The organism is Lentibacillus halodurans (genome assembly GCF_900112045.1).
Classification (GTDB): domain Bacteria; phylum Bacillota; class Bacilli; order Bacillales; family Amphibacillaceae; genus Lentibacillus; species Lentibacillus halodurans.
In genome coordinates this window covers 120,907-140,791 of the sequence record NZ_FOJW01000010.1, presented here as the reverse complement: position 1 = coordinate 140,791, position 19,885 = coordinate 120,907, and the positions used below count along the sequence as shown (strand labels likewise).

The 19,885-nt window shown below is 39.8% G+C and carries 20 protein-coding genes and 4 pseudogenes; 18 read left to right on the top strand and 6 right to left on the bottom strand.

What is annotated here, in order from left to right; genetic code table 11:
• Together BM195_RS13045 and BM195_RS13040 are read left to right on the top strand one after the other, a co-directional pair.
• On the top strand, positions 1-261 hold a 261-nt coding region (locus tag BM195_RS13045; protein WP_139224004.1), incomplete at its 5' end, for a transposase.
• Positions 262-469: 208 nt separating this feature from the next.
• Positions 470-856, top strand: coding sequence for an antibiotic biosynthesis monooxygenase family protein (locus BM195_RS13040; protein ID WP_244535764.1), 387 nt, complete (start codon positions 470-472; stop codon positions 854-856).
• Positions 857-1,118: 262 nt separating this feature from the next.
• Here the strand turns inward: BM195_RS13040 and BM195_RS13035 are convergent.
• The 3 genes and pseudogenes from BM195_RS13035 to BM195_RS18885 form a co-directional block, all read right to left on the bottom strand.
• A pseudogene (locus BM195_RS13035) lies at positions 1,119-1,968 on the bottom strand (IS110 family RNA-guided transposase); the annotation flags it as partial.
• Positions 1,969-2,448 (bottom strand): annotated as a pseudogene (locus BM195_RS13030) (aldehyde dehydrogenase family protein); the annotation flags it as partial. It abuts the pseudogene before it with no gap.
• A gap of 891 nt (positions 2,449-3,339) precedes the next feature.
• Positions 3,340-3,900, bottom strand: coding sequence for a TetR/AcrR family transcriptional regulator (locus BM195_RS18885; RefSeq protein WP_090239000.1), 561 nt, complete (start codon positions 3,898-3,900; stop codon positions 3,340-3,342).
• Positions 3,901-4,014: 114 nt separating this feature from the next.
• Here BM195_RS18885 and BM195_RS13015 point away from each other — a divergent pair, with 114 nt between their 5' ends.
• The 4 genes from BM195_RS13015 to BM195_RS12990 all read left to right on the top strand — a co-directional run bounded on the left by BM195_RS13015 (position 4,015) and on the right by BM195_RS12990 (position 7,691).
• Positions 4,015-5,025 carry an NADP-dependent oxidoreductase gene (locus tag BM195_RS13015; RefSeq protein ID WP_090238997.1) on the top strand — a complete coding sequence of 337 codons (1,011 nt, stop codon included), beginning with the start codon at positions 4,015-4,017 and terminating at the stop codon, positions 5,023-5,025.
• 131 nt (positions 5,026-5,156) lie between these two features.
• Complete coding sequence (locus BM195_RS13010) at positions 5,157-5,363, top strand: putative quinol monooxygenase (protein WP_211772928.1); 207 nt, start codon at positions 5,157-5,159, stop codon at positions 5,361-5,363.
• 1,080 nt (positions 5,364-6,443) lie between these two features.
• The gene (locus BM195_RS12995) at positions 6,444-6,812 is read left to right on the top strand and encodes a metalloregulator ArsR/SmtB family transcription factor (RefSeq protein WP_090238991.1); all 369 of its coding nucleotides are present in this window, start codon (positions 6,444-6,446) and stop codon (positions 6,810-6,812) included.
• A 90-nt stretch (positions 6,813-6,902) separates the two neighbouring features.
• Positions 6,903-7,691: an SDR family NAD(P)-dependent oxidoreductase gene (locus BM195_RS12990; protein ID WP_090238988.1), complete on the top strand. Its 789-nt coding sequence runs from the start codon at positions 6,903-6,905 to the stop codon at positions 7,689-7,691.
• Between the two features lie 247 nt (positions 7,692-7,938).
• On the opposite strand, the gene BM195_RS12985 is transcribed toward BM195_RS12990, so the two are convergent.
• A complete protein-coding gene (locus BM195_RS12985; RefSeq protein ID WP_090238985.1) occupies positions 7,939-8,502 on the bottom strand; it encodes a hypothetical protein in 564 nt (187 codons plus the stop codon).
• Between the two features lie 345 nt (positions 8,503-8,847).
• Here BM195_RS12985 and BM195_RS12980 point away from each other — a divergent pair, with 345 nt between their 5' ends.
• Positions 8,848-9,240 carry a hypothetical protein gene (locus BM195_RS12980; protein ID WP_244535763.1) on the top strand — a complete coding sequence of 131 codons (393 nt, stop codon included), beginning with the start codon at positions 8,848-8,850 and terminating at the stop codon, positions 9,238-9,240.
• 194 nt (positions 9,241-9,434) lie between these two features.
• On the opposite strand, the gene arr is transcribed toward BM195_RS12980, so the two are convergent.
• Positions 9,435-9,851, bottom strand: coding sequence for an NAD(+)--rifampin ADP-ribosyltransferase (arr, locus tag BM195_RS12975; protein ID WP_090238981.1), 417 nt, complete (start codon positions 9,849-9,851; stop codon positions 9,435-9,437).
• A 505-nt stretch (positions 9,852-10,356) separates the two neighbouring features.
• Here arr and BM195_RS12970 point away from each other — a divergent pair.
• The 6 genes and pseudogenes from BM195_RS12970 to BM195_RS12950 all read left to right on the top strand — a co-directional run bounded on the left by BM195_RS12970 (position 10,357) and on the right by BM195_RS12950 (position 14,607).
• The gene (locus tag BM195_RS12970) at positions 10,357-11,019 is read left to right on the top strand and encodes a hypothetical protein (protein ID WP_090238978.1); all 663 of its coding nucleotides are present in this window, start codon (positions 10,357-10,359) and stop codon (positions 11,017-11,019) included.
• A gap of 658 nt (positions 11,020-11,677) precedes the next feature.
• Positions 11,678-11,866 (top strand): annotated as a pseudogene (locus tag BM195_RS18630) (ArsR family transcriptional regulator); the annotation flags it as partial.
• Between the two features lie 138 nt (positions 11,867-12,004).
• Positions 12,005-12,415 carry an SRPBCC family protein gene (locus BM195_RS18625; protein WP_244535765.1) on the top strand — a complete coding sequence of 137 codons (411 nt, stop codon included), beginning with the start codon at positions 12,005-12,007 and terminating at the stop codon, positions 12,413-12,415.
• A 242-nt stretch (positions 12,416-12,657) separates the two neighbouring features.
• Positions 12,658-13,365, top strand: a complete 708-nt coding sequence (locus BM195_RS12960) for an FAD-dependent oxidoreductase (protein ID WP_090238972.1) — start codon at positions 12,658-12,660, stop codon at positions 13,363-13,365.
• 158 nt (positions 13,366-13,523) lie between these two features.
• Positions 13,524-14,100, top strand: a pseudogene (locus BM195_RS12955) (DUF4256 domain-containing protein).
• Positions 14,101-14,211: 111 nt separating this feature from the next.
• Positions 14,212-14,607: a pyridoxamine 5'-phosphate oxidase family protein gene (locus BM195_RS12950; RefSeq protein WP_090239026.1), complete on the top strand. Its 396-nt coding sequence runs from the start codon at positions 14,212-14,214 to the stop codon at positions 14,605-14,607.
• 107 nt (positions 14,608-14,714) lie between these two features.
• Here the strand turns inward: BM195_RS12950 and BM195_RS12945 are convergent, their stop codons facing one another.
• Positions 14,715-15,581, bottom strand: a complete 867-nt coding sequence (locus BM195_RS12945; RefSeq protein ID WP_090238968.1) for an SDR family oxidoreductase — start codon at positions 15,579-15,581, stop codon at positions 14,715-14,717.
• Between the two features lie 116 nt (positions 15,582-15,697).
• On the opposite strand from BM195_RS12945, the gene BM195_RS12940 reads away from it, so the two are divergent.
• The 5 genes from BM195_RS12940 to BM195_RS12920 all read left to right on the top strand — a co-directional run bounded on the left by BM195_RS12940 (position 15,698) and on the right by BM195_RS12920 (position 19,703).
• Entirely contained in the window at positions 15,698-16,660 is a 963-nt protein-coding gene (locus BM195_RS12940; RefSeq protein ID WP_090238965.1) for a helix-turn-helix transcriptional regulator, read from the top strand.
• 184 nt (positions 16,661-16,844) lie between these two features.
• Positions 16,845-17,033, top strand: a complete 189-nt coding sequence (locus BM195_RS12935) for a hypothetical protein (RefSeq protein WP_090239023.1) — start codon at positions 16,845-16,847, stop codon at positions 17,031-17,033.
• A 1,392-nt stretch (positions 17,034-18,425) separates the two neighbouring features.
• A complete protein-coding gene (locus BM195_RS12930) occupies positions 18,426-18,923 on the top strand; it encodes an SDR family oxidoreductase (protein ID WP_090238962.1) in 498 nt (165 codons plus the stop codon).
• A gap of 26 nt (positions 18,924-18,949) precedes the next feature.
• Positions 18,950-19,294 carry an SDR family oxidoreductase gene (locus BM195_RS12925; RefSeq protein ID WP_090238959.1) on the top strand — a complete coding sequence of 115 codons (345 nt, stop codon included), beginning with the start codon at positions 18,950-18,952 and terminating at the stop codon, positions 19,292-19,294.
• 94 nt (positions 19,295-19,388) lie between these two features.
• Positions 19,389-19,703, top strand: a complete 315-nt coding sequence (locus BM195_RS12920) for a PaaI family thioesterase (protein WP_244535762.1) — start codon at positions 19,389-19,391, stop codon at positions 19,701-19,703.
• Positions 19,704-19,885 lie beyond the last annotated feature (182 nt).

Here is a 19,885-nt window from a genome sequence, read left to right as displayed (position 1 = left end):
CCCAGGGTTCATGAATCAGGAAAATTCAAAGCCACGCAAAATCGCATGACCAAACGCGGTTCCAGTAAACTGCGTCAAGCCTTGTATACCGCTGTTTTATGTGGTTTGCGTAAATCACGAAATACGAGACTTATCGCTTTTTATCAAAGCAAGCGAGAAGAAGGCAAACCGCATAAAGTCGTAATGGGGGCGTGCATGAACAAGCTGATTCATTGGATCTTTTACATGCTTAAGCGAAAAGAAGCTTTTGTAGAAGCTTAGGAACAATACGAACAAATATTCTTTATTGCCTTCCGATTGGGAAGGCTATTTGTCGTTGCGAATTTATTGTATCATGTTCTTAGAAACTTTTTTAGTCTCAGGGGTTGACTTCTTGTTAGCTGGGATTAATGGAAGAAGGGTATTGCATTAGCATAGGCACTTTTGTGGAATAAGGAAACGCATTCTACTACACTGAGAGATGGGCTTAATGGGATTATTTCCAAATAAATTTTTTGAGGGGTTGCATATTACTATGACTAGCTACGCCAATCAAGTTGTTTTAAACATTCGTTTCAAAGTTAAAGCAGGTAAAAAAGAAGCTTTTCGAAAATCACTTTATTCACTTGTTGACGTGATGTCAAATGAACCTACCTTTATAAATGCTATTATAAGCGATGATATTGAAAAACCAGATGATCTTGTAATTTATGAAATCTGGCAAGGTACAAAAGACAGTTGGTTACAGGAAGAATTGCCAAAGCCTTATCGAAAAAAATATGAGGAAGTTCTTGGTGATCTACTTGAGGATAGAATTATAAGTTATTTAACCCCAAATGGAGAATGGGGAAGTAATTTAACGAATGTCAGTCGCTGATTTAAAAATGGCACCATCGTCAATTCATCTTCAGTTACCATGCTAAACAGCAGATAACTCCATGGGGATACGTCTGTTAGAATCCCCCTTGTCTATAAGCACTATATGAAGATAGCAACTTTGTTTAGCAATACCAGCCAATAGCTGTCAACAATCAGGCCTAAAAAAGTTCAAAAAAACATGTTACACTAAATTTGGGCATGCCAAATAGCCTTCCATTCATAATGGAAGTATATGGAATGTAAAGTTGCTAATATTGCTGCTATTGATTCACAAAGACTTCTTGACGTTTTAACATGGCATAAATCCAGTGAACGAGCTTATTCGTACAAGCAATCACAGCCACGTTGAAGGGTTTACCTTCTTTTCGTTTGCGATGATAAAAAGCCCTGATTTTGGTGTTCCGTTGTTTGGCTAAACCGCATTGTACGGCTGAATAAAGGGCTTGACGCAATCTTGAGGATCCCCTTTTCGTGATGTGGTTGTTGGTGGCTTTAAACTTGCCTGACTCAAAAACTTCTGGATCCAATCCTGCGTAAGCAGCCAACTTCTTGGGGTGGTTGAACTGATTGATTTCACCGATTTCGGAGATGATTGTGGCCGCAATCTTATCTCCGATACCGGGGATCGATTGAACCAATCTATAATTTTTAAAGCTTTGGGCCAGGGCATCTATCTCTTTTTCTAGCTTGGATAGGTGACCTGGTATTGAAAAAGCATCTGAATGTACATCCGCAAGCTGACAAGATGACCGTGACAGACAGGATGTTGAAAAGGATTATGTTCCGCCGCATCCTTTAGTTGATATGCTTTATCCAAAAACCATGCATAGGAACGTCTCGCTCCGAATTGTCGCATCTTAGTAGCCAACTCTTGGTGGCTAGCCTTTTGAATATCAAAAGCAGTTGGATAATGCAGTAAGGTGTTCAAAGAGAGACGGCCATAAAGGCTACTAAAAACGCGATGATATTCAGGAAAAATTTGATCCAGCGCGGCTTGAAACTGAAGCTTAATTTCGACATAACTGTCAGTTAAAGCGCTGTGTTGCCTCGTTAACTGCCGCAGAAAGAGCGTCTGTTCTGTTTTCTTCTGAAATTTTCCAAGTCTTCTTTGCCTTCGGCACCATATTCGCGTCCAATGCCAGACTGTTTAACACCACCAAATGGGAAACGTACATCAAGACCCTGAACCGCAGCCGTGTTGATCATGGTAGTTCCAGCCTCGATTTTCTCTGCCACATGGATTGCATGCTCTTCCTTTCCCCATACTGAGCTAGTCAGTCCATAAATGCTGACATTTGCCAAAGAAATAGCCTCTTCCTCATCATCGTAGGGCAAGATCGGAACCGTGGGTCCAAACTGTTCTTCCTTAACAATTGGGGCGTCATTGCCAACTCCCAACACCACGGTAGGATGCATGAAATAGCCCTCTTCAAATAGTTCGGGGTTGACCACCTTTCCTAACTGAATAACCTCGGCACCACGATTTTTAGCATCATCAATTAAATCTTGGACGATTTTGACCTGTCCTTCGTTATTAACCCGACCGATTGTTACATCCGAACCAAAAGGATCTCCAACTCGGATCCATTGAGCGGTATAAATGCCGCGAGTGCAATCAAACCTTCTGGGTTAGACCATACCACGTAGTGAAAACAGGGGAGAAAGGCCAAATTGTTGTCTTTTGGAAATGGATTGAAAAAAAGGACAGCGGACCAGGAAACCAATGAGGATGATAGAATGATGGACGTCCAAACCTGCACATCGTTCCAAAATCGCATCTACAACAAGCCACTCCTTTTTGGAGGTCATAAGTGGATCATGCAACCTTGTATAAAGATGACACTTTATACTCGTACTCGCGCAAGTCCATTTTTCATATGTAACCGGTGAAAGTCGCTACGAAGCCAACCTTCATTTGACCGGTTCAAAGAGGGGGAAATGAATGTAAGAGCAACATTCTCAGCACTTGGAGGACCTACGCCCGCTAAGCTGTTGTTTGACAGAGATGTGGACGGTAAGCTCAAAAGCTAGTGATATGCTTCACATCGGTACCATACTAAATATCGCAGATCTGACCCGAGGACGTCGTGAAAGTGCTATTAAAAAGACGTGAAAGCGTCATTATTGTTGAGGATAAAACGTTAAGATAAATGTGTAAGTTACTAATGCAATTTGAGGGGGCCGTTTTGACTGCACGGTCAATCAGCGCCGTAATAGGAGCGGTGAGGCGGGCCGGGGTTTCTCTGTAGAGGGCATCTGGGTCGCCGATCAACGTACTCAGTGCCTTCCCATGCCCTGCTTGGCGTCAAGAAAATCCACGAATAGCAGCAGCCATTCGCGGAGCGTCGCCACCGGCTCCCGCTCCATCATCAGTTGTGCGGCCGCCTCGATCAGCGCGTCGCGTGTCGGGAAGTGACGTTAGAGAGTGCCAATGCCGACCTCCGCCACGCGGCAACCTGCTTCAGGGTTGTGGCTGCTACTTTAATCGCCGCTCGCTCTATTCGACAAGATTGCACTCGCGATAATTCTGAAGAGATGCTCAGCTCGTGGCGCGGACGAGGGCTGGTCGCCGAGCCACGCGAGCGCAGCAGCTAGCGAGAACAAGTCATCACCATTCATGTCGGTTCGCGCTAGACCCTCGGCCTGAGTGCGAGTGAGAAGCCGCGTGCCTGCCGTTCGCAACGTGACGCACGAAGCATGGAGTGCGGACTCCGTGTCCTCCATGGCTGCAGTCATAGCTGCCACAACACCTTGATAGTTGCCCGTGAATGTAACAACGTCACGTAGCCACGACACAAGTGCATCATCGGGTGAACTCGCAGTTTCGAGCTCACGTGCCTTTGCCGTCAGCTCGTCGAAGCCTGTGCGGAGCAATGCATCAAGTAGCGCCGCTCTGGTCGGGAAATGACGATACAATGTGCCGAGCCCGACGCCAGCTTTGCGAGCGATATCGCGCAGCGATGCATTGGCGCCGTGCTTGGTTACAACGACGTTCGCGACTGCAAGTATGTGCTCATAGTTCTTCTTCGCATCGGCTCGCATGTGCCGCCTCCTTGACAATCGGATCGGTGCTCTGTATAATAAACGGAGCATTGATCCGTTTATGTGGAACACTGCTCAAGTAAGGATAACACATCTGCGTGAAAGGAGAAAGAGATGTCTACAGACACAATGAAGACAATTCGGCTGCACGAATTCGGCGGCCCTGAGGTACTGCGTTACGAGGAGGCGCCGATCCCCGAACTGAAACTGGGTGAGGTGCTTGTCCGCGTTCACGCGGTTGGCATCAATCCTCCCGACTGGTACCTGCGCGACGGGTATAAGGATCTTCCTCCTGAGTGGCGGCCGCCGGTGCCCTTTCCTGTCATTCTGGGGTCGGACGTGTCGGGTGTCATCGAGGCGGTAGCCACGGATGTACAGGGCTTCTCCGTCGGCGATGAAGTTTTCGGAATGGTTCGCTTTCCTAGTTTTGGGGAGAGCGCTGCTTATGCCGAGTACGTCGCCGCGCCAGCGTCGGACCTTGCACTCAAGCCGGCTGGCATCGATCACGTGCACGCCGCAGGGGCGCCGATGTCAGGCCTCACCGCGTGGCAGTTCCTGATCGAGCTGGGGCACAATGAACCGAACCCGCTTCAACCGGAGAGGCATCGCCCGTTGCCGCTCAGTGGAAAGACGGTGCTCGTCAATGGTGCCGCGGGCGGCGTGGGCCACTTAGCGGTGCAGCTGGCTAAATGGAAGGGTGCACACGTCATCGCGGTGGCATCGGGCATGCATGAGTCGTTCCTGCGCGAGCTCGGTGCCGACGAATTCATCGACTACACCAAGAGCCCTCCCGAGGACATCGCGCATGACGTTGACCTCGTCCTCGATACCCTTGGCGGTCCCACCACTGGTCGTTTCTTGCGTACGCTCAAGCGTGGCGGCGCTTTGTTCCCGGTGTTTTTAGGCTACCCCGACGCCGAGGAGGCCGCGAAGCGGGGCGTCATAGTCTCGATGACCCAAGTGCGCTCGAACGGCCCGCAGCTGGCGGAATTCGGGCGCTTGCTCGATGCTGGGACGGTTCGCGTCGCCAACGACAGCACGTTTCCACTTGTCGATGCTCGCAAGGCGCACGAACGAGCCGCCGGTGGGCACATTCAAGGCAAGATTGTGCTCACGGTCGTGTAAGAACGACAGCTGAATGATTGTCGCACTCCTCGTGGAACGTCGCAAAACTTTGCGACGTTCCACGAGCGAGCACCGCGAATGAGCTTTGAAGAAGTTTGCCAATTTAATTAAGCAAAAAAGGATGAACAAAAATGATTGTACTCATGGGTTACCTTCACCTGAATACGTCTGATGTGAATGAGTTCACTACAGACGTTCAGGTCATCGCTTCCAGCACGAGAGCTGAAAAGGGGTGCCTCTTTTATGCCGTTACTTTGGAAGATGCACGCGCCGGACGCATGCTGATCGTAGAGCGATGGCAAGATCAAGAATCGCTGACGGCCCATCTTGAAAGATAAAAGACGGCGCCGTTTTAAAAAAAGTGGGGAAACAGGATGGGAATGGACATTCTAAAATACGATGCCTCGAACGAGCGCTCGTTCATGGAGTGAAAGAGGTCGAGTAGACCGTGAATCCCCCAGTATCTCGTTCAACTAGTTCAGCACTGATGAAAGGCAAAGCGGCTTTCACTGTTGCGTATTGTCCCCAGAACTTACCGTCAAACTCAGCCCTCGCACAAGGCAATGGGTAAACAAAAAGCTTGCCAAAAAATCGAAACTCCCCCTCGATTTGACCAAACATTATAATACACTCATGGATAAAAGAGCAGATGCAGACTACTCCCCGAGATCGAGTTTGATTATGAAGAAGCAAGAGAGATTTTGACGAAAACATGAACAGTTTGTAGAAAAGTTGAAGCTTTTAATCGAGGAAGTATTGCATAAGTGATGTTGTTAGCAGTCCCACTCAATACTATATACTCGCCCCCAGTTATTCCCTTCGGAGTTTCAATGGACTTTGGTAGAAGTTTTAAATAAGGTAAACACCACTACATCAATATGTCTGCGATCACTATTCGAGCCATACGGAGTGCTGTGCGTCTCTTGTAAAGAAATAGCAATTAAAGCCGTATTTACCTATTCATTGATCTGATGCAGATTTCTGAATCGCTAAACCGTCAAACTCAGAATAATAAGTATGCAGTGGTACAGCTTGAAACTTTATGGTTGCTCGCCATCTACTGCTATTCGTTGGTCATGGTTTTGAAGTGTTCTTCCAATGCATCGAAACGATGGTTCCATTCGCGGAGGTGCTTCTTAACCCGGGCTGACACCTCATCAAAAGGATCGGTGCGTATCGTCAGGGTCAGCCACTGTGTGTTACGTTCGGTTAGCCCTGCTCGCTCCAACTACCTTGAGGTGCTGGGAGATCGCGGGTGCACTAATTTTGAAGGATCGGCGACCTCCCGATTGTCGCGGCCCCCTGTGTTAGCTTGGTCAGGATGTTACGGCGTGGAGCCGCCATTGATTTTTTAAAAGCTACATGTTATATTGGATATAAATAATTAAACATTTAAACATTTGTTTGGGGGTAGTGGATTGAAGGAACAAAAGCGAAGCGCACTATTAGAAAAGAAGCAGGCCCTTCTTCATGAGATTCGTCAGTCCACAGATATTTTCAAAGCACTTGCTGATCCCGTAAGGCAAGATATTCTAATGATGTTTATGATAGCTAAACGAATGAACGTCGCACAAGTTGTGGAGCAATCGCATTTATCCAGACCGGCAATATCTCATCATCTAAAAATACTTAAACAAGCAGGCATCTTAGACTCCTTGAAGGAGAAGACGGAAATTTACTACAGCTTAACCCTTGAGAACTCGGTTATAGACCAGCTCAAAGCAGTCATTCGTGCTGCCGAAAGCTTATCCAATGACCCTGCTAAATCGTTTGAAGAACATACATGACTTTCCCACAAAAAGTAAGGAGCTCTTTTTTGCACAATATGTTCAAATGTTTAATCATTTAATCATTTAAAATTAATGGAGGTTACAGAAATGAACTTTTCAAAGAAAACAGCTTTGGTAACAGGCGCATCATCTGGAATAGGGAAGGTTTTTGCAACCGAACTTGCCAAAAAAGGATGTAACATAATATTGGTTGCCCGATCGGAGGATAAACTCGAACAAATTGCGAAAGAACTTCAAAAAACGTACTTAATCCATGCGGTACCTCTTTCGGTTGATCTATCTACAGTTAACGCTGCAGAGAAAGTGGCCAGGGAAGTTGAAATCCTCGGGTTAACAGTTGATATACTTATTAATAATGCCGGGTTTGGAACTATGGGGGTTTTCAATCAAATCTCGTCAACCCGTGTTCATCAAGAGGTTCAGCTCAATGTAATATCCTTGACTGAATTAACTCATCAATTCATTGGTTCCATGATTGAGAGGAAGGAAGGTATTATTATCAATGTTGCTTCAATGACAGCGTTTCAGCCGGCACCGTACATGGCTGTATATGGTGCCACGAAAGCTTATGTTCTTTCTTTCACGGAAGCATTATGGGCCGAGTATAGAGATAGCGGTGTTCATATCGTTGCGTTATGCCCAGGAGAGACGAAGAGCTCATTTCATGCTGTATCCGGTACGGAAAGCTTGAAAGGTAAGCGCATGGAGCCGATTGATGTCGTGAACGCGGCATTTAAGGGTGTGAAAAAAGATCGTAGCCACATAATAGTTGGACGGAATAATTATATTATGGCTCAACTGCCGCGTTTACTGCCTCGGAGTATGGTCGTAAAATTCGCTAAAGGTATATTTCAATCAGCTTTGTCCAACAAGTAACTTTGCTAAAGGGGGAATTTGCCTGCTAAGGATTCCGGCAGAAAAACGAAATAATTCGAACGGGAGATTTTGAGTTTTGTGCAGTTGAATCGTAAGTTACATTCGATTTGAGCGATGAAATCAAGCTTATTTTCTGCAAGCGCACAGATTAACGGCAGAGTATCTTTAACCCCTTACAGGGGGCGTCTTTCGCATACAGGGCATGTCGAGTGCTGTGCGTTGATAGAATTAAAATAAATTGTTTGGTTTATGCTGATGGATTAGTTGGTTCTTTAAATCGATAATGAACGTTAGCTGTTCCGTCTGCATAAATTTCAATTTTATCAACTAACATAGGAAGCATTTCAGGAGTTAGTATTTTATAACCAATAAACTTATCTAAGTACTTTTTGAATTCACTTAGTTCTTTTTCAATGTCTTGATGTTCTAATTGTTTAGTGAGAATATAATTGCTACTCTCTACCTTAGAAATGAGTTCATTTGTTACTTGAACAGCCAACTGATAAACTTCATTAGAGATAACGCCGTTCGCAAGTGAAATTACAAGGTTTGATTTATCACTTTTCTTTGCTTCCAATTGTTTTTTGTTCTCTTTAATCTTGGCCTTAATTTTTAATTTGTTTTTTTCTACCTTTTCACTTAATCTTTTGTAGTAATTATCCTTGTTTAATTTTGTATAAAGGTTTTCTATATCTGGTATTACTGCGTTTGATAATTCGACTTCTTTTACAAAATGATCGCTACAAGCCTTAAATCCGTGTTTGTTGTAATTACCACACACATACCCTTTTCTATTCTTCTTAAAATGCATCGACCTACCGCAGTCGCTGTATACAGTAGTATTGGTGAACAGATGTTTCTCGCTTTGAGGCCTTTTTTTAATTTTTCTATCGGTATAATAGGTTCGTTTGTTTTCCTTCTTTTACTTGTAACATTAGGTGTTTCATACCAATCTAAATTAGACTTTGGAGAGTGAATTTGTGTCAGATAAAAGTAAAGTTATAAACAATCTGAACTGAACAAAAATTTTCCTATATATAGCCTGCCAGCATATTTATTTTGACTCCTTTTTGAATACCCCTTGAATACCCTTTATGCAAAATCGGTTAAAATCCCATGAAACCTAAAAGGGAAAAACGTTGATTTAAAGCGGTTCATGAACTTCCATATAACGGAAAATAAACCCACTTTTGAAAGAAGTGGGGAAATCAGAATCGAGGGAAAAAATAAATACATTCTTACTGATTTAGGAATTACAGAGTTTAATCGTTTAATGATAAAGTATGGGACAAAAACGGATTATGTAAATATTTCCTTTTATGGTGCTATGCTTTTTGAAGATGAATTCGGCAAAGAAAAGATGAGGGAACTAATTCTTGTTCAGATTAAACAAACAGAGAAAAAAATTTCTCTCATAGAGGATGCTTTAGCAAATAGATCAACACTCATAAAGGGTTTTGTTCGTATGTTAGAAAACTCCATTTCGCACCATAAAGTTAATGTAAATTGGTTTTATGAACTATTAAAGAAGATTGATTCAGAAGTATAGTGGGAAAAACAAAAATAAGGATTTATTGTAATTGAGGATCGAGAAGAAAATTGTTAAACAATCGGGCGCATTTCACTAATAAGGGAGAACGCCAATATTGCATTAGGCCAAGTTTGTTGAAAGTTGCCCCTCAAGGATTATTGAGGGGCTTGATTTTTGGTTTTCTTATGTCATGATTTTATAGATTTCAAGGATTAATCGTATATTACAGCTTTACCTTGTTCACGTAATTTTTTTAAAGATGTAAGCATATGATTTATTTCTTCATCGGAATGTCTCTCCCATGAACTTAATTCAGCTATTATTTTCAAAGGGGATTTAGACCTGTAAGAACGTGTTGGATTTCCGGGAAACCTTTTATCAGTTACGTTTGGATCATTTTCAAAATCACCTAATGGTTCTACAATATAAATTCTTTCTTTTGATTGAGATGTTGCTAATTCAGCACCCCATTTAGCAGCATTTAATGTCGCAGTAAAGTATATATAGTTTGATTTTTTGTCTTGGTAATTTGATAAGTGTTGTGGTTCTAATAAATCTCCAATTTTTAGTTCTGCTTTAGTACCATGAAAAAAAGGACCATTATCTAAGACATCTTTTTTGTCATTCATACTTATACACCTCTCATATTTTTTGATTTATTTATAATAGTATAATATGCGAATTTTAGAAAAAGTAGTCTATAAATAATTTAAGAATAATAGTACAATGGAAGTAGAGAGAATAATACCGAACGATAATTGCCAATTATTAGGTTTTAATTAGCAGTTTCGTTGCAGGGGTTTTTATGGACTGGTTCAAAAGTTGGATGAGAATATTTGACTTATTGGGATTGGACTTATAAGAAAAAAATATCTGTGGAATTTAGTACAAGTTCCTGTGGTTTTGGCTTTAATAGTATGGATATTACTCTCAGATAAAATATCATTGTTTTTATCGATTGCATTTATTACAGTACTTGTATCAGTAACATTGGTTACATTACTTTATACTTATAGAAAAATGAAAAAAGAAATTAAATGAATAATAATTAAGCTACGGGCGCATATCCGAAATAAACTTGGCGCTTGTACACCTAAGGATCATTTAATTGAGTAAGAAAGAGGAGGGATAAGGATGGATCAAAAAAAGCAAACAAGATCATCTGTTATCACAGGTTTTGTGTTGCTCGCCTTCGCTTTTTTATTTAAGTGGGAATTCATATATAGCGAACCGGGTGTCGATCGGTTGCTTGGTTTGATTGGTGTAACTGCCTGGTCTAATGGTAATAGTGGTTTTCATTTCACAGGAATTATTTCTCTTATACTATTAATCACAGGTCTGTTTTTTCTGGCCAAACGATACAGCGGTAAAATGATTTTTGTTTTCTTTCTTGTGATGATCCTCATACCGACTAACTTGTTTGCAAACGTGTATCAATCAATCTTTGCAAATGGTATTTATGCGTTAGAATTCCAACAGGACGGAAGCAATTGTGAATATGATACAAATGATTCAGGTATTGTTGAAGGCAATTGCAAAATCTCCATTGCGAACCATAGTAGCGATCCCGTTACTTTCCGTGTTTCAATAGACCAAAAATATGATTACAATAGATTCAATGTAATGGACATAATTAATTTGAAAGACCACCAATTGAAACTTGATGCGAATGAACATAGAACATTTGACATTAATTTCAGACACTCGCTTCAATCGTCAAAATATCAAAGTGTAGGCGGGCAACTTGAAACATTTAATCTCATAATCGCTGATGATGATAATACAAGGCGGTTGTAGAGTCATCGAAATTCAAATCCATTTCACACGACAATTCATATACAATTGCTAAAGAAAGGTGTGGAAAACCATTACTAAAAAATAAATGGTTGATTACTTTTGTTATGTCATAGAAGGAAATGATGAATAAAGTTCTACTTCATATAGCTAATATTCTGGTTTTAGTTATTTTATCGGCTTTTATTTTATTGGTGTTGTGGAGCATTTTATATCCTGTTCAATTCTTGCGAAGAAATAATATTTGGAGATCGGTCTGTTTTGCTTTTATGCTTGTCATTCTTTATTTATGGGTATCAAGGTACGGCGCATTACTTCTGCGTACATTAGGCGTATAAAAGTTATATTGTGAAACAATCGGGCGCGCTTCTTGAATAAGATCAACGGAAGCGCCCCATTAATATTGGTCATTTGTCGAAGAAATTATGCTAATATTGAATCAAGATATACTGTTTTATTAAAAGGAGTGAATTCGTTGGAATATAAACAAGTTGATGATTACTTTATAGTTGACAACCCCAAGGATGGGTTTAGGTGGATGGTTTACAAAATATTTTATAAAGGGGACTCTTGACACGACACTTAATGGTGTCGTATTATTAAACCCAAATACGACACCATTAAGTGTCTTTTTTGAATTGGGAGGATTAAGGGGAGGGTGATGTTGAACGAAAAAGGAACGGAAAGGGATGTTTATGAAGCTGTTGCCGATTTTAACCGACGAAAGCTACTCCGATTATTAGCGGATGTGGAAGATTTACCGCTTTATGAGTTAACTGTTCATTTCGAAATGGGGCGTACTGCAGTTTCAAAGCATTTGGCAATTCTAAAAGAGGCGGGACTTGTAACTAGCAGAAAAGTTGGCAGAGAAACCAGGTATCGCTTGAATGCCACTCCGTTGAAAGAAATTCAAGATTGGGTATCTTTTTACGAAGATTTCTGGAAAGAAAGAATTGCGAAATTAAATCATTTATTGGAGGGACAAAAAATGAAATCAGATGTATCATTAGATTTTCAATTTACAAGTTCAATTGAACAAGTGTGGAACGCATTAACAGATACGGATATGCTTGCAAAATGGATTTGGGAAAATGACTTTAAACCAGTTGTTGGGCATACATTTCAATTCCGGGCTGAGCCGAATGAATGGTGGAATGGAATTGTAGATGGTGAAGTGCTCGAAGTAGAGAAGCCTAATAAATTATCTTACACTTGGGAAAGTGCCGGAGAAAAGACTACTATTACATGGACTTTGACAAAAAGTTCAGATGGAACTCATCTACATTTCGATCAAACTGGATTCAGTGAAGAAACAAAAGCCACTAAGGGAGCCCTCGAAGGAGCAAAATATAGCTGGACGAAATTTGGTGAGCAGCTCGAAAAAGTGTTGGAACAATAACTGCATTCCTTACGAAAACATCTCCTGTCCCAATGTTCATTTGTAAGAAATAGCTAGGTATCATAAGACAGATCACAAAATGGTATCCATGTCCAACACGTGATCTGTTTTTTAACTTTCGGAATCAGAACTAACACCTATATGAAATGGAGGTAAGCGGTTACAATAGGGAGTAATTAGTGCTGGAAAACACCCTTAGACTGTTTCAGAATAATATTTGTCAAATCAGGGAGGTCGGAAAGATGAGTTTTGTTAAATATGCATTAGGAATATTCAAAAAGAGGAAATTATTATTTTTAGAAAGCTACAAAGAAGCAGAACATGTATATACATTTGTTTTTGAAAAAGATAAAGATGTAACTTGGCAGGCGGGGCAGCATGGTTTGTTTAATATTATTCATAATACCATCAAAAAACCTATACGACCATTTAGTGTGTCTGCTGCCCCTACAGAAAATACAATTAAAATAACAACGAGTATTAGTGATAACCCAAGTGACTTTAAGAAAGCGTTACTAGAATTAGAAAAGGGAATGAAGATTAAGATGAGCGGGCCTGTTGGATCATTTTATTTAAAAGATAACAGCCCCACCCTGTTGATTGCAGGCGGAATGGGAATTACCCCATTTCGATCCATGTTAAAACAAATAGAGACAGAAGGAAATAGAGTTGAGCAACAAATTAACCTACTCTACATGGATAGCCAAAAGTTATATCTATTTAAAGATGAGCTTGATAACATTGGTAATAGCACTTCCATAAATGTAACTTACCTTGATTCAAGGGAGGACTTACAGCAGGAGATAGATGCATTTACCACCTCCTATGCAAATAATGGCCAATACTTTATTTCAGGATCTAAGTCAATGGTAGATTCCATTTCCACTGACTTACAGAATAATAATATTTCAAAACGAAATATCAAAAAAGATGTTTTTCCTGGTTATTAGAACCTAAATAGTAATTTACTATAGAATATTCATCGTTGCGATTCTTATTTACTGGTATTGGAGGCCCTTCATGGGTTAATCAGATGTATTTTTTTAAAAATTCCAAAGGAAATACGTCCTAAGTATAGGGAAGTCTTATAAAAAGGAGGAAATTAATCATGACAAAGGGAAATAAAATCGGTAATAAAAAGGAATTGTCACCAAAACAAAGTGAAGAATTCCCCTTAGTACATTAAAACACCGTTTTGAGAAAAACATGAACCGCCATGAAAATCTTGAATGGGCTAACGTCCAGGGAAGGTTGGAATCTAATCCTAAGAAACTGTGGTCGCTCAACGAAATGGAAGAAACTGGTGGAGAACCTGATGTTGTTGGTCATGATAAAGATGAATACATTTTTTATGATTGCTCGAAAGAAAGTCCTAAAGGTCGTAGAAGTGTCTGTTATGACCGTCAAGCGCTGGAGTCAAGGAAAAACATAAACCGGAAAATAATGCGATTGATATGGCAACTGCTATAGGCATTGAACTACTAATGGAAGGACAATATCGGGAATTGCAGAAACTTGGAGATTTCGATATGAAAACGTCAAGTTGGGTGAAAACTCCTTCTGATATTAGAGAACTTGGCGGTGCGCTTTTTTGTGATTGCTATGCCGGGCACGTCTTCGTGTATCACAGCGGTCCGTCCTCTTACTATGGCGCCAGAGGTTTCCGTGGCTCGCTAAGGGTTTAAATTTTGAATAGACAGCTAAATTTGGTGTTAAGAAAGAATCACCTATTGGAAAGGGTGTAGGAATTGAAAGTTATCAGAGGAAACCGAAGTTTTAACTTGGATGAATTTCTAATGAAACCATTATTTGCACATCTTTCGACTTTATCACAGGAAGGGCCAAGGGAATCTCCTGTTTGGTATCACTGGAAAAATGAGTGTATTTGGATTATCGGATCTCCCTCTTCAGATAGCTTTCCACGGAGGATAGAAGAAACCCCTGAATGTTCCATCGGTATAGTTGACTTTGATCACATCACTGGAAAGGTATTACACGTAGGGTTTAGGGGACGCGCTACCGTAGAACCATTTAATAAAGGAATTGCGACACGATTATTAACGCGTTACCTAGGATCAGAAGAGGAAAAATGGGATCCAAGATTCAAGGATTTAGAGGATGGTAACATTTTAATTCGATTTGTTCCAGAAACGGTTGTAGTGCGAGATCAGTCCTTTATACCAAGTATATAGGAAATATTCAGCAAACGAGGCGCAAGAACGGAAGACTTGCGCCACTTTTGCTTTTAAACGGCCATATTCAGAAAAAATAGAATCACTGTTTTTCCCACAGGTTACTGTTAAATATTTTCATCAAAATATGTTCCCCAATCGGGTTGATTTCCGTCTATATCCGTCAATCCATATTCTTTGGCCAGACCCCATGAACTTAATACCTGTCCTGTTTTTTGGAATACATTTTTATCACATGCTAAAGCAGCAATCCCTTTTCCAATATAATAAGGCGTTTCCGACGCAATAAAATGCGGTTCAATTTTAGCCCCTTCCTGCCAGTTGTCTTCTGTAACGCCGAAGTGCTGAAGTACAGCTTCAGATCGGAGAAATCCTGGTGTGACAGCAACAGAAGTTATACGATGCTTTTTTAAATCATGTGCCATGGCTTTTCCCAAATGTATGGCTGATATTTTTGCAAGACTGTAAAAGAGGTTTCCTCTGTAGTTATAATTAACTCCATCTGTTATTTCAACAACAAGTCCTTGCCCACGTTTTATCATCAATGGTATTCCATAGTGACTTGTGATGATATGTGAGTGAACCGCTTGTTTTTGCATTTTTAATCCATCATGTAAATTATGTTCCCAGAAAGTTTGATCCCAATTGGTTAGTGGATCTCCTCCCCAAACATCATTGATAAGAATATCAAGTTGGCCATTTTGTTCTTCTTTGATTTTTTCAAAAAGTGCTTTGACATCTCCTTCAACAGTGTGGTCCACCTTGACCGGTAATCCTTTTCCACCTTGCTGTGTAACCTGTTCTGCGGTGCCTTCAATGGTTTCGGGACGTTCCATTGGAGAAGGGTTCCCCCTGACACTTCGACCGGTGACATATACAGTAGCTCCAGCCTGGCCTAGCATAGTAGCAATTGCTCGCCCTGCTCCACGAGTAGCACCAGCAACTACAGCAACCTTACCTTCTAATGTATTCATATTGTTTGTTCCATCTCCTTTCTCTACCTTTAGCAAGAGTATATAATGAAAAGACGACATCTTCTGTCGTGTTAAATAAAAAAGAGTAAATTATTTTTCCGCAAAGGATGGATTAGATGAGAGCGGACAGATTGATAAACATTATGATATTGTTACAAAATAGAGGAAAAATGACTGCCAAAGAGTTGGCAAACGAATTAGAGGTCTCTGACAGGACAATTCTTAGAGACATGGATGCATTAAGTACTGCAGGAATACCCATTGTTTCCGATAGGGGAACAGCGGGAGGATGGCGTCTGTTAGATAACTTTCGTAGTAAATTAAGTGGATTAAACATAGATGACATGAAATCTCTATTTCTCTTCCCTTCAGGAAAACTACTCGAAGACTTAGGATTAAATAGCCAGGCATTAGATACTAGGCAAAAATTACTTGCAGCCATCCCAGGGTCTTATAGGGATGAAGCACAAGCGATGTGGGAAAGAATTTATATAGATTCAAGCACTTGGCGACAATCCAAAGAAAAAATGCACGCTCTTGAAACCGTTCAACAAGCTGTTTGGGAAAATAAAAAGCTAAAAATTCACTATGAACAAGCAGATGGGGAACAAAAAGAAAGGTTGCTTGAACCATTAGGATTGGTAGCAAAAGGGAATAGGTGGTATCTTGTTGCATCAAGAGATGGAGAACTACGTAATTACAGGGTTTCACGCATACACACTGCAAAAGTTGAAAATGAAGTTTTTAGAAGACCGCTTAATTTCAATTTGGCGGCATACTGGGAACAATCAAAAGTAGAATTTATACAAAATTTACCCAAATATGATGTACAGGTAGAAATACATCCGGCAATTATTAAAAGAATTAATTTTACAGGTAAGTTTGTTCAAATGATAAAAACAGAAATTCCAAATGGAGATAAATGGATACCAGCGACTTTGAGATTTAATGATAAGCAAGAGGCTATCGAGTTCATATTAGGATTTTCAAATAAAATCAAGGTGATTTCACCAAAGGATCTTCCGAATAAAGTCGTATCGTTGGCCATGTCCGTTATTGATTTTTACAGTAATGAATAAATAGCTATACTACATGTTCTTTTATTTAGCTTTGTCTTTGAGTGAAGAGATGTTTTCTTTTCTTTCAACAATCGGGCGCACTTCTGGAATAAAAGGCAGCGCCCAAATTGCCATTGTAAAGGCATTTAACGGAATAAATCCTTGTGAAATCATATTGAAAGGTAAAAAGGGGGGGGCTTATTTTATGAAATATATTCGGGGAATGTATGTATCACTTGTATTAATAATATTGGTTATTCTGGTAAATACAACGTTTTTTGATAACGAATACTCAGGAATTGCCACATTTGCCTGTTTAGGTTTATTCATAATAGGGACTGCCTTTTTTATAAATGCTAAACAGTTAAAAATCTCAAATGAAGAAAAATCTTAAATCATCGGGCGCCATTCCGGAATAAGATTTGGCGCTCGTAGCATACATAAGAGCTATTTTGCGGAATAAAGAAATACTAACTATGTTAAAGGGGGGTGATTAATGCTTTATTATAGGTGCATTATTGCTCCCATTTTTTATATATTCTCTTGTTATATATTTTAAATTCTTGAGAAGTGAGATATCTAAAAACAAAAAAGAACAAATAGTAGCTAACTCATCTAAATATGCACTTGGTGTATTTCCAATCGGCTAGCTTATTTTAGAGTTATATCAGCGTTTTATAGCAAACATTCCGTATGACACATACAGGGATACCATGTGGGTATTAGTATTGCTGCTATTTACTGTACAAGGATTTGCAATCCGTTATTATGAAAAAAGAAATATTGTTGAAAGTCAAGGGATAGTTGGGAAATAATGCTCTGCAATCGGGCGCCATTCCCTAATAAGGAGTAGCGTCCATATAGCATATATAAGGTCCAGGATATGGAGCAGGGAAAACTAATTTGTTAAATAAAGAGGGTAGAAGGTAATGACAATCTTCTCAAAAAGAAAATGTTCGCTCGATACCTATAAGATGGAAGCTGACTATGGCGTTGATCCTCTGTGGTGTTCAAAGTGTGGCTATAACCTTGATATTGATGATTTTCCTCTTTCTGATGAATTGAAATCTGAGTTAATGAATTGAGTAATTGAGTATGGAAAAATTTTAGAACAGACTGATTACGGTGACAAAATAGCGTGATACGGCAATATTAGTTAAATCTCACGATGAAAAAGGATTGAGTTTGTATCAAAAATTAAAATTCGAACTCGGAGATGGATACGAGGTAAATTATGTACATACATCAATTTGAACAATAACCAAGACAAAGGGTGGTTTTGGTTTATCAATGTTTTTCAATTATCGGGCGCAGTAGTTGAATAAGTATAACGTTCTGAATAGGGCCATTTTGGAGAATAAGGTTTATTGAACTATCTGGGCAGGATTGTTGAATAAGAAAATACAACATTAAATTAAATTTAAGCTAAGGTTCTTAAAATGTAATTAAGTGGTGATTTTATGAAATGGGTAGGTTTAATTTTAATGATACTGGCAGCATTGGTATATTGGGTATCTAAAATCAATGATTTAGATCCTATTATCACGAATATTTCTATTGTATCCATAGCTTTGGGTGCTATCATAATGGCTACTGGAGTAATCATAAGTAAAAGAGTTAAATAGGTTAATTTGTACTTCAACAATCGGGCGCAAATCAGGAATAAGTATTAGCACTGAAGCTGAATATAAGACCCATACTATTGAATAGTTGTGAAACATATGCTTAAGCAAGTTCGTAAGTAAAATTAGATGAATCATTTAAAAGGTAGAGCGGAGGAGTCCATATGAAACGAGTGTTAGTCGCTGGCGCTACAGGTTATTTAGGAAGATACGTTGTAAAGGAACTAAAAAAGCAAGGATTTTATATCAAGATACTAGTGAGAAATCCAGACAAATTGAACCAAACTGGGGATTTCCTAGAGCCTCCTATCGGTGAAGATGTTGATGAGGTTGCCATAGGTGATATTACCAAACCAAATACATTAAAACATGTTTGTGACAACATTGATTATGTTTTCTCATCTGTTGGAATAACAAGGAAAAGTAACGGTATGACCTTTGAAGATGTTGACTATCAAGGTAATGTCAACTTATTGAAGGAAGCAGAAAATAGTCATGTCGCCAAATTTATGTATATTCATGTATGTATAAACGACGATTGGAAGAAAACTGGTCCCTTGATTGAAGCTAAGAAGCGTTTTGTTGATGTTTTAACAGCATCAAATGTCGATCACATTATAATAAGGCCGACTGGATATTTTTCAGATTTAACAAGTTTTTGACTATGGCCAAAAAAGGAAGGGTTTACTTGATTGGGGATGGTAAAACGAGGGGGAATCCGGTTCATGGCGAAGACCTGGCCCAATTTTGTATACAATCTTTCTCAGAGGCAAACCGAACACTCGATGTTGGCGGTGCCGAAACACTTACATATCAACAGATTGCTAAACTCGCCTTTGATGTATTGGATCAGAAGGAACACATAACATACATTCCAGTCGGGTTATTAAGCTCCCTTTCTTCGGGGCTGAAATTGTTCAGTAAACATAATTATGGGTTATACCAATTCTTTATAAATGTGATGACCCATAATGTGACTGCGCCAATGTACGGAAAGCATAAAATTAAAGATGTGTTTTATGAGAATATTTAACAATATCTGTTCCTCTGTTCAAGAATCGGACGCCTTTCCCTTAAATATAATAGTTTTTAACGTTGCCCAATGCATTGGCAATTTTTTGGAGCAAGTGAGAAACGATCCATATGCTCAAACGCTAGGTATTCAATTAACAAAATTAGAAGCTGATTTTGCAGAAGCAATGCTAGATGAGCAAAACCATATGATAAATGCATATGGAACTGGTCATGGGGCAGTTATTTATGCTTTAGCAGCCATGCATTTTCTGCAGCCTGTAACGCGAACATCATTAGGACTCTCGACAACAATTCAATTTATTGAATCTGCAAAACCGTGTGACAAGATAGTTGCACGGACGACGGAATTTAACGAAACTATCGTACAGGATTCTACCGAACTGACATTTAACATGGGCAAAATTTGATTGCTACCATGATATGTTTCGTACCGTAAAGGTCATTATTTTATCGAACTGGACGAACAAGAATAAGTAGTGTAATTTGAAAACACTACTTGCTCAATCAATTTTCGCTTTTCTCGAATAAGAAGGTATTATATTGATGGAGATTTGTTTATCGAAAATCCCTTATTCCACTTTTTCGAAGG

Excerpts from the sequence above, each read along its gene's own strand:
- BM195_RS13040 (WP_244535764.1), top strand. The coding sequence starts at position 470 with ATGGGATTATTTCCAAATAAATTTTTTGAGGGGTTGCATATTACTATG.
- BM195_RS18885 (WP_090239000.1), bottom strand. The coding sequence starts at position 3,900 with ATGCGAGCCGATGCGAAGAAGAACTATGAGCACATACTTGCAGTCGCG.
- BM195_RS13015 (WP_090238997.1), top strand. The coding sequence starts at position 4,015 with ATGTCTACAGACACAATGAAGACAATTCGGCTGCACGAATTCGGCGGC.
- BM195_RS13010 (WP_211772928.1), top strand. The coding sequence starts at position 5,157 with ATGATTGTACTCATGGGTTACCTTCACCTGAATACGTCTGATGTGAAT.
- BM195_RS12990 (WP_090238988.1), top strand. The coding sequence starts at position 6,903 with ATGAACTTTTCAAAGAAAACAGCTTTGGTAACAGGCGCATCATCTGGA.
- BM195_RS12985 (WP_090238985.1), bottom strand. The coding sequence starts at position 8,502 with ATGCATTTTAAGAAGAATAGAAAAGGGTATGTGTGTGGTAATTACAAC.
- BM195_RS12980 (WP_244535763.1), top strand. The coding sequence starts at position 8,848 with ATGAACTTCCATATAACGGAAAATAAACCCACTTTTGAAAGAAGTGGG.
- arr (WP_090238981.1), bottom strand. The coding sequence starts at position 9,851 with ATGAATGACAAAAAAGATGTCTTAGATAATGGTCCTTTTTTTCATGGT.
- BM195_RS12970 (WP_090238978.1), top strand. The coding sequence starts at position 10,357 with ATGGATCAAAAAAAGCAAACAAGATCATCTGTTATCACAGGTTTTGTG.
- BM195_RS18625 (WP_244535765.1), top strand. The coding sequence starts at position 12,005 with ATGAAATCAGATGTATCATTAGATTTTCAATTTACAAGTTCAATTGAA.
- BM195_RS12960 (WP_090238972.1), top strand. The coding sequence starts at position 12,658 with ATGAGTTTTGTTAAATATGCATTAGGAATATTCAAAAAGAGGAAATTA.
- BM195_RS12950 (WP_090239026.1), top strand. The coding sequence starts at position 14,212 with ATGAAACCATTATTTGCACATCTTTCGACTTTATCACAGGAAGGGCCA.
- BM195_RS12945 (WP_090238968.1), bottom strand. The coding sequence starts at position 15,581 with ATGAATACATTAGAAGGTAAGGTTGCTGTAGTTGCTGGTGCTACTCGT.
- BM195_RS12940 (WP_090238965.1), top strand. The coding sequence starts at position 15,698 with ATGAGAGCGGACAGATTGATAAACATTATGATATTGTTACAAAATAGA.
- BM195_RS12935 (WP_090239023.1), top strand. The coding sequence starts at position 16,845 with ATGAAATATATTCGGGGAATGTATGTATCACTTGTATTAATAATATTG.
- BM195_RS12930 (WP_090238962.1), top strand. The coding sequence starts at position 18,426 with ATGAAACGAGTGTTAGTCGCTGGCGCTACAGGTTATTTAGGAAGATAC.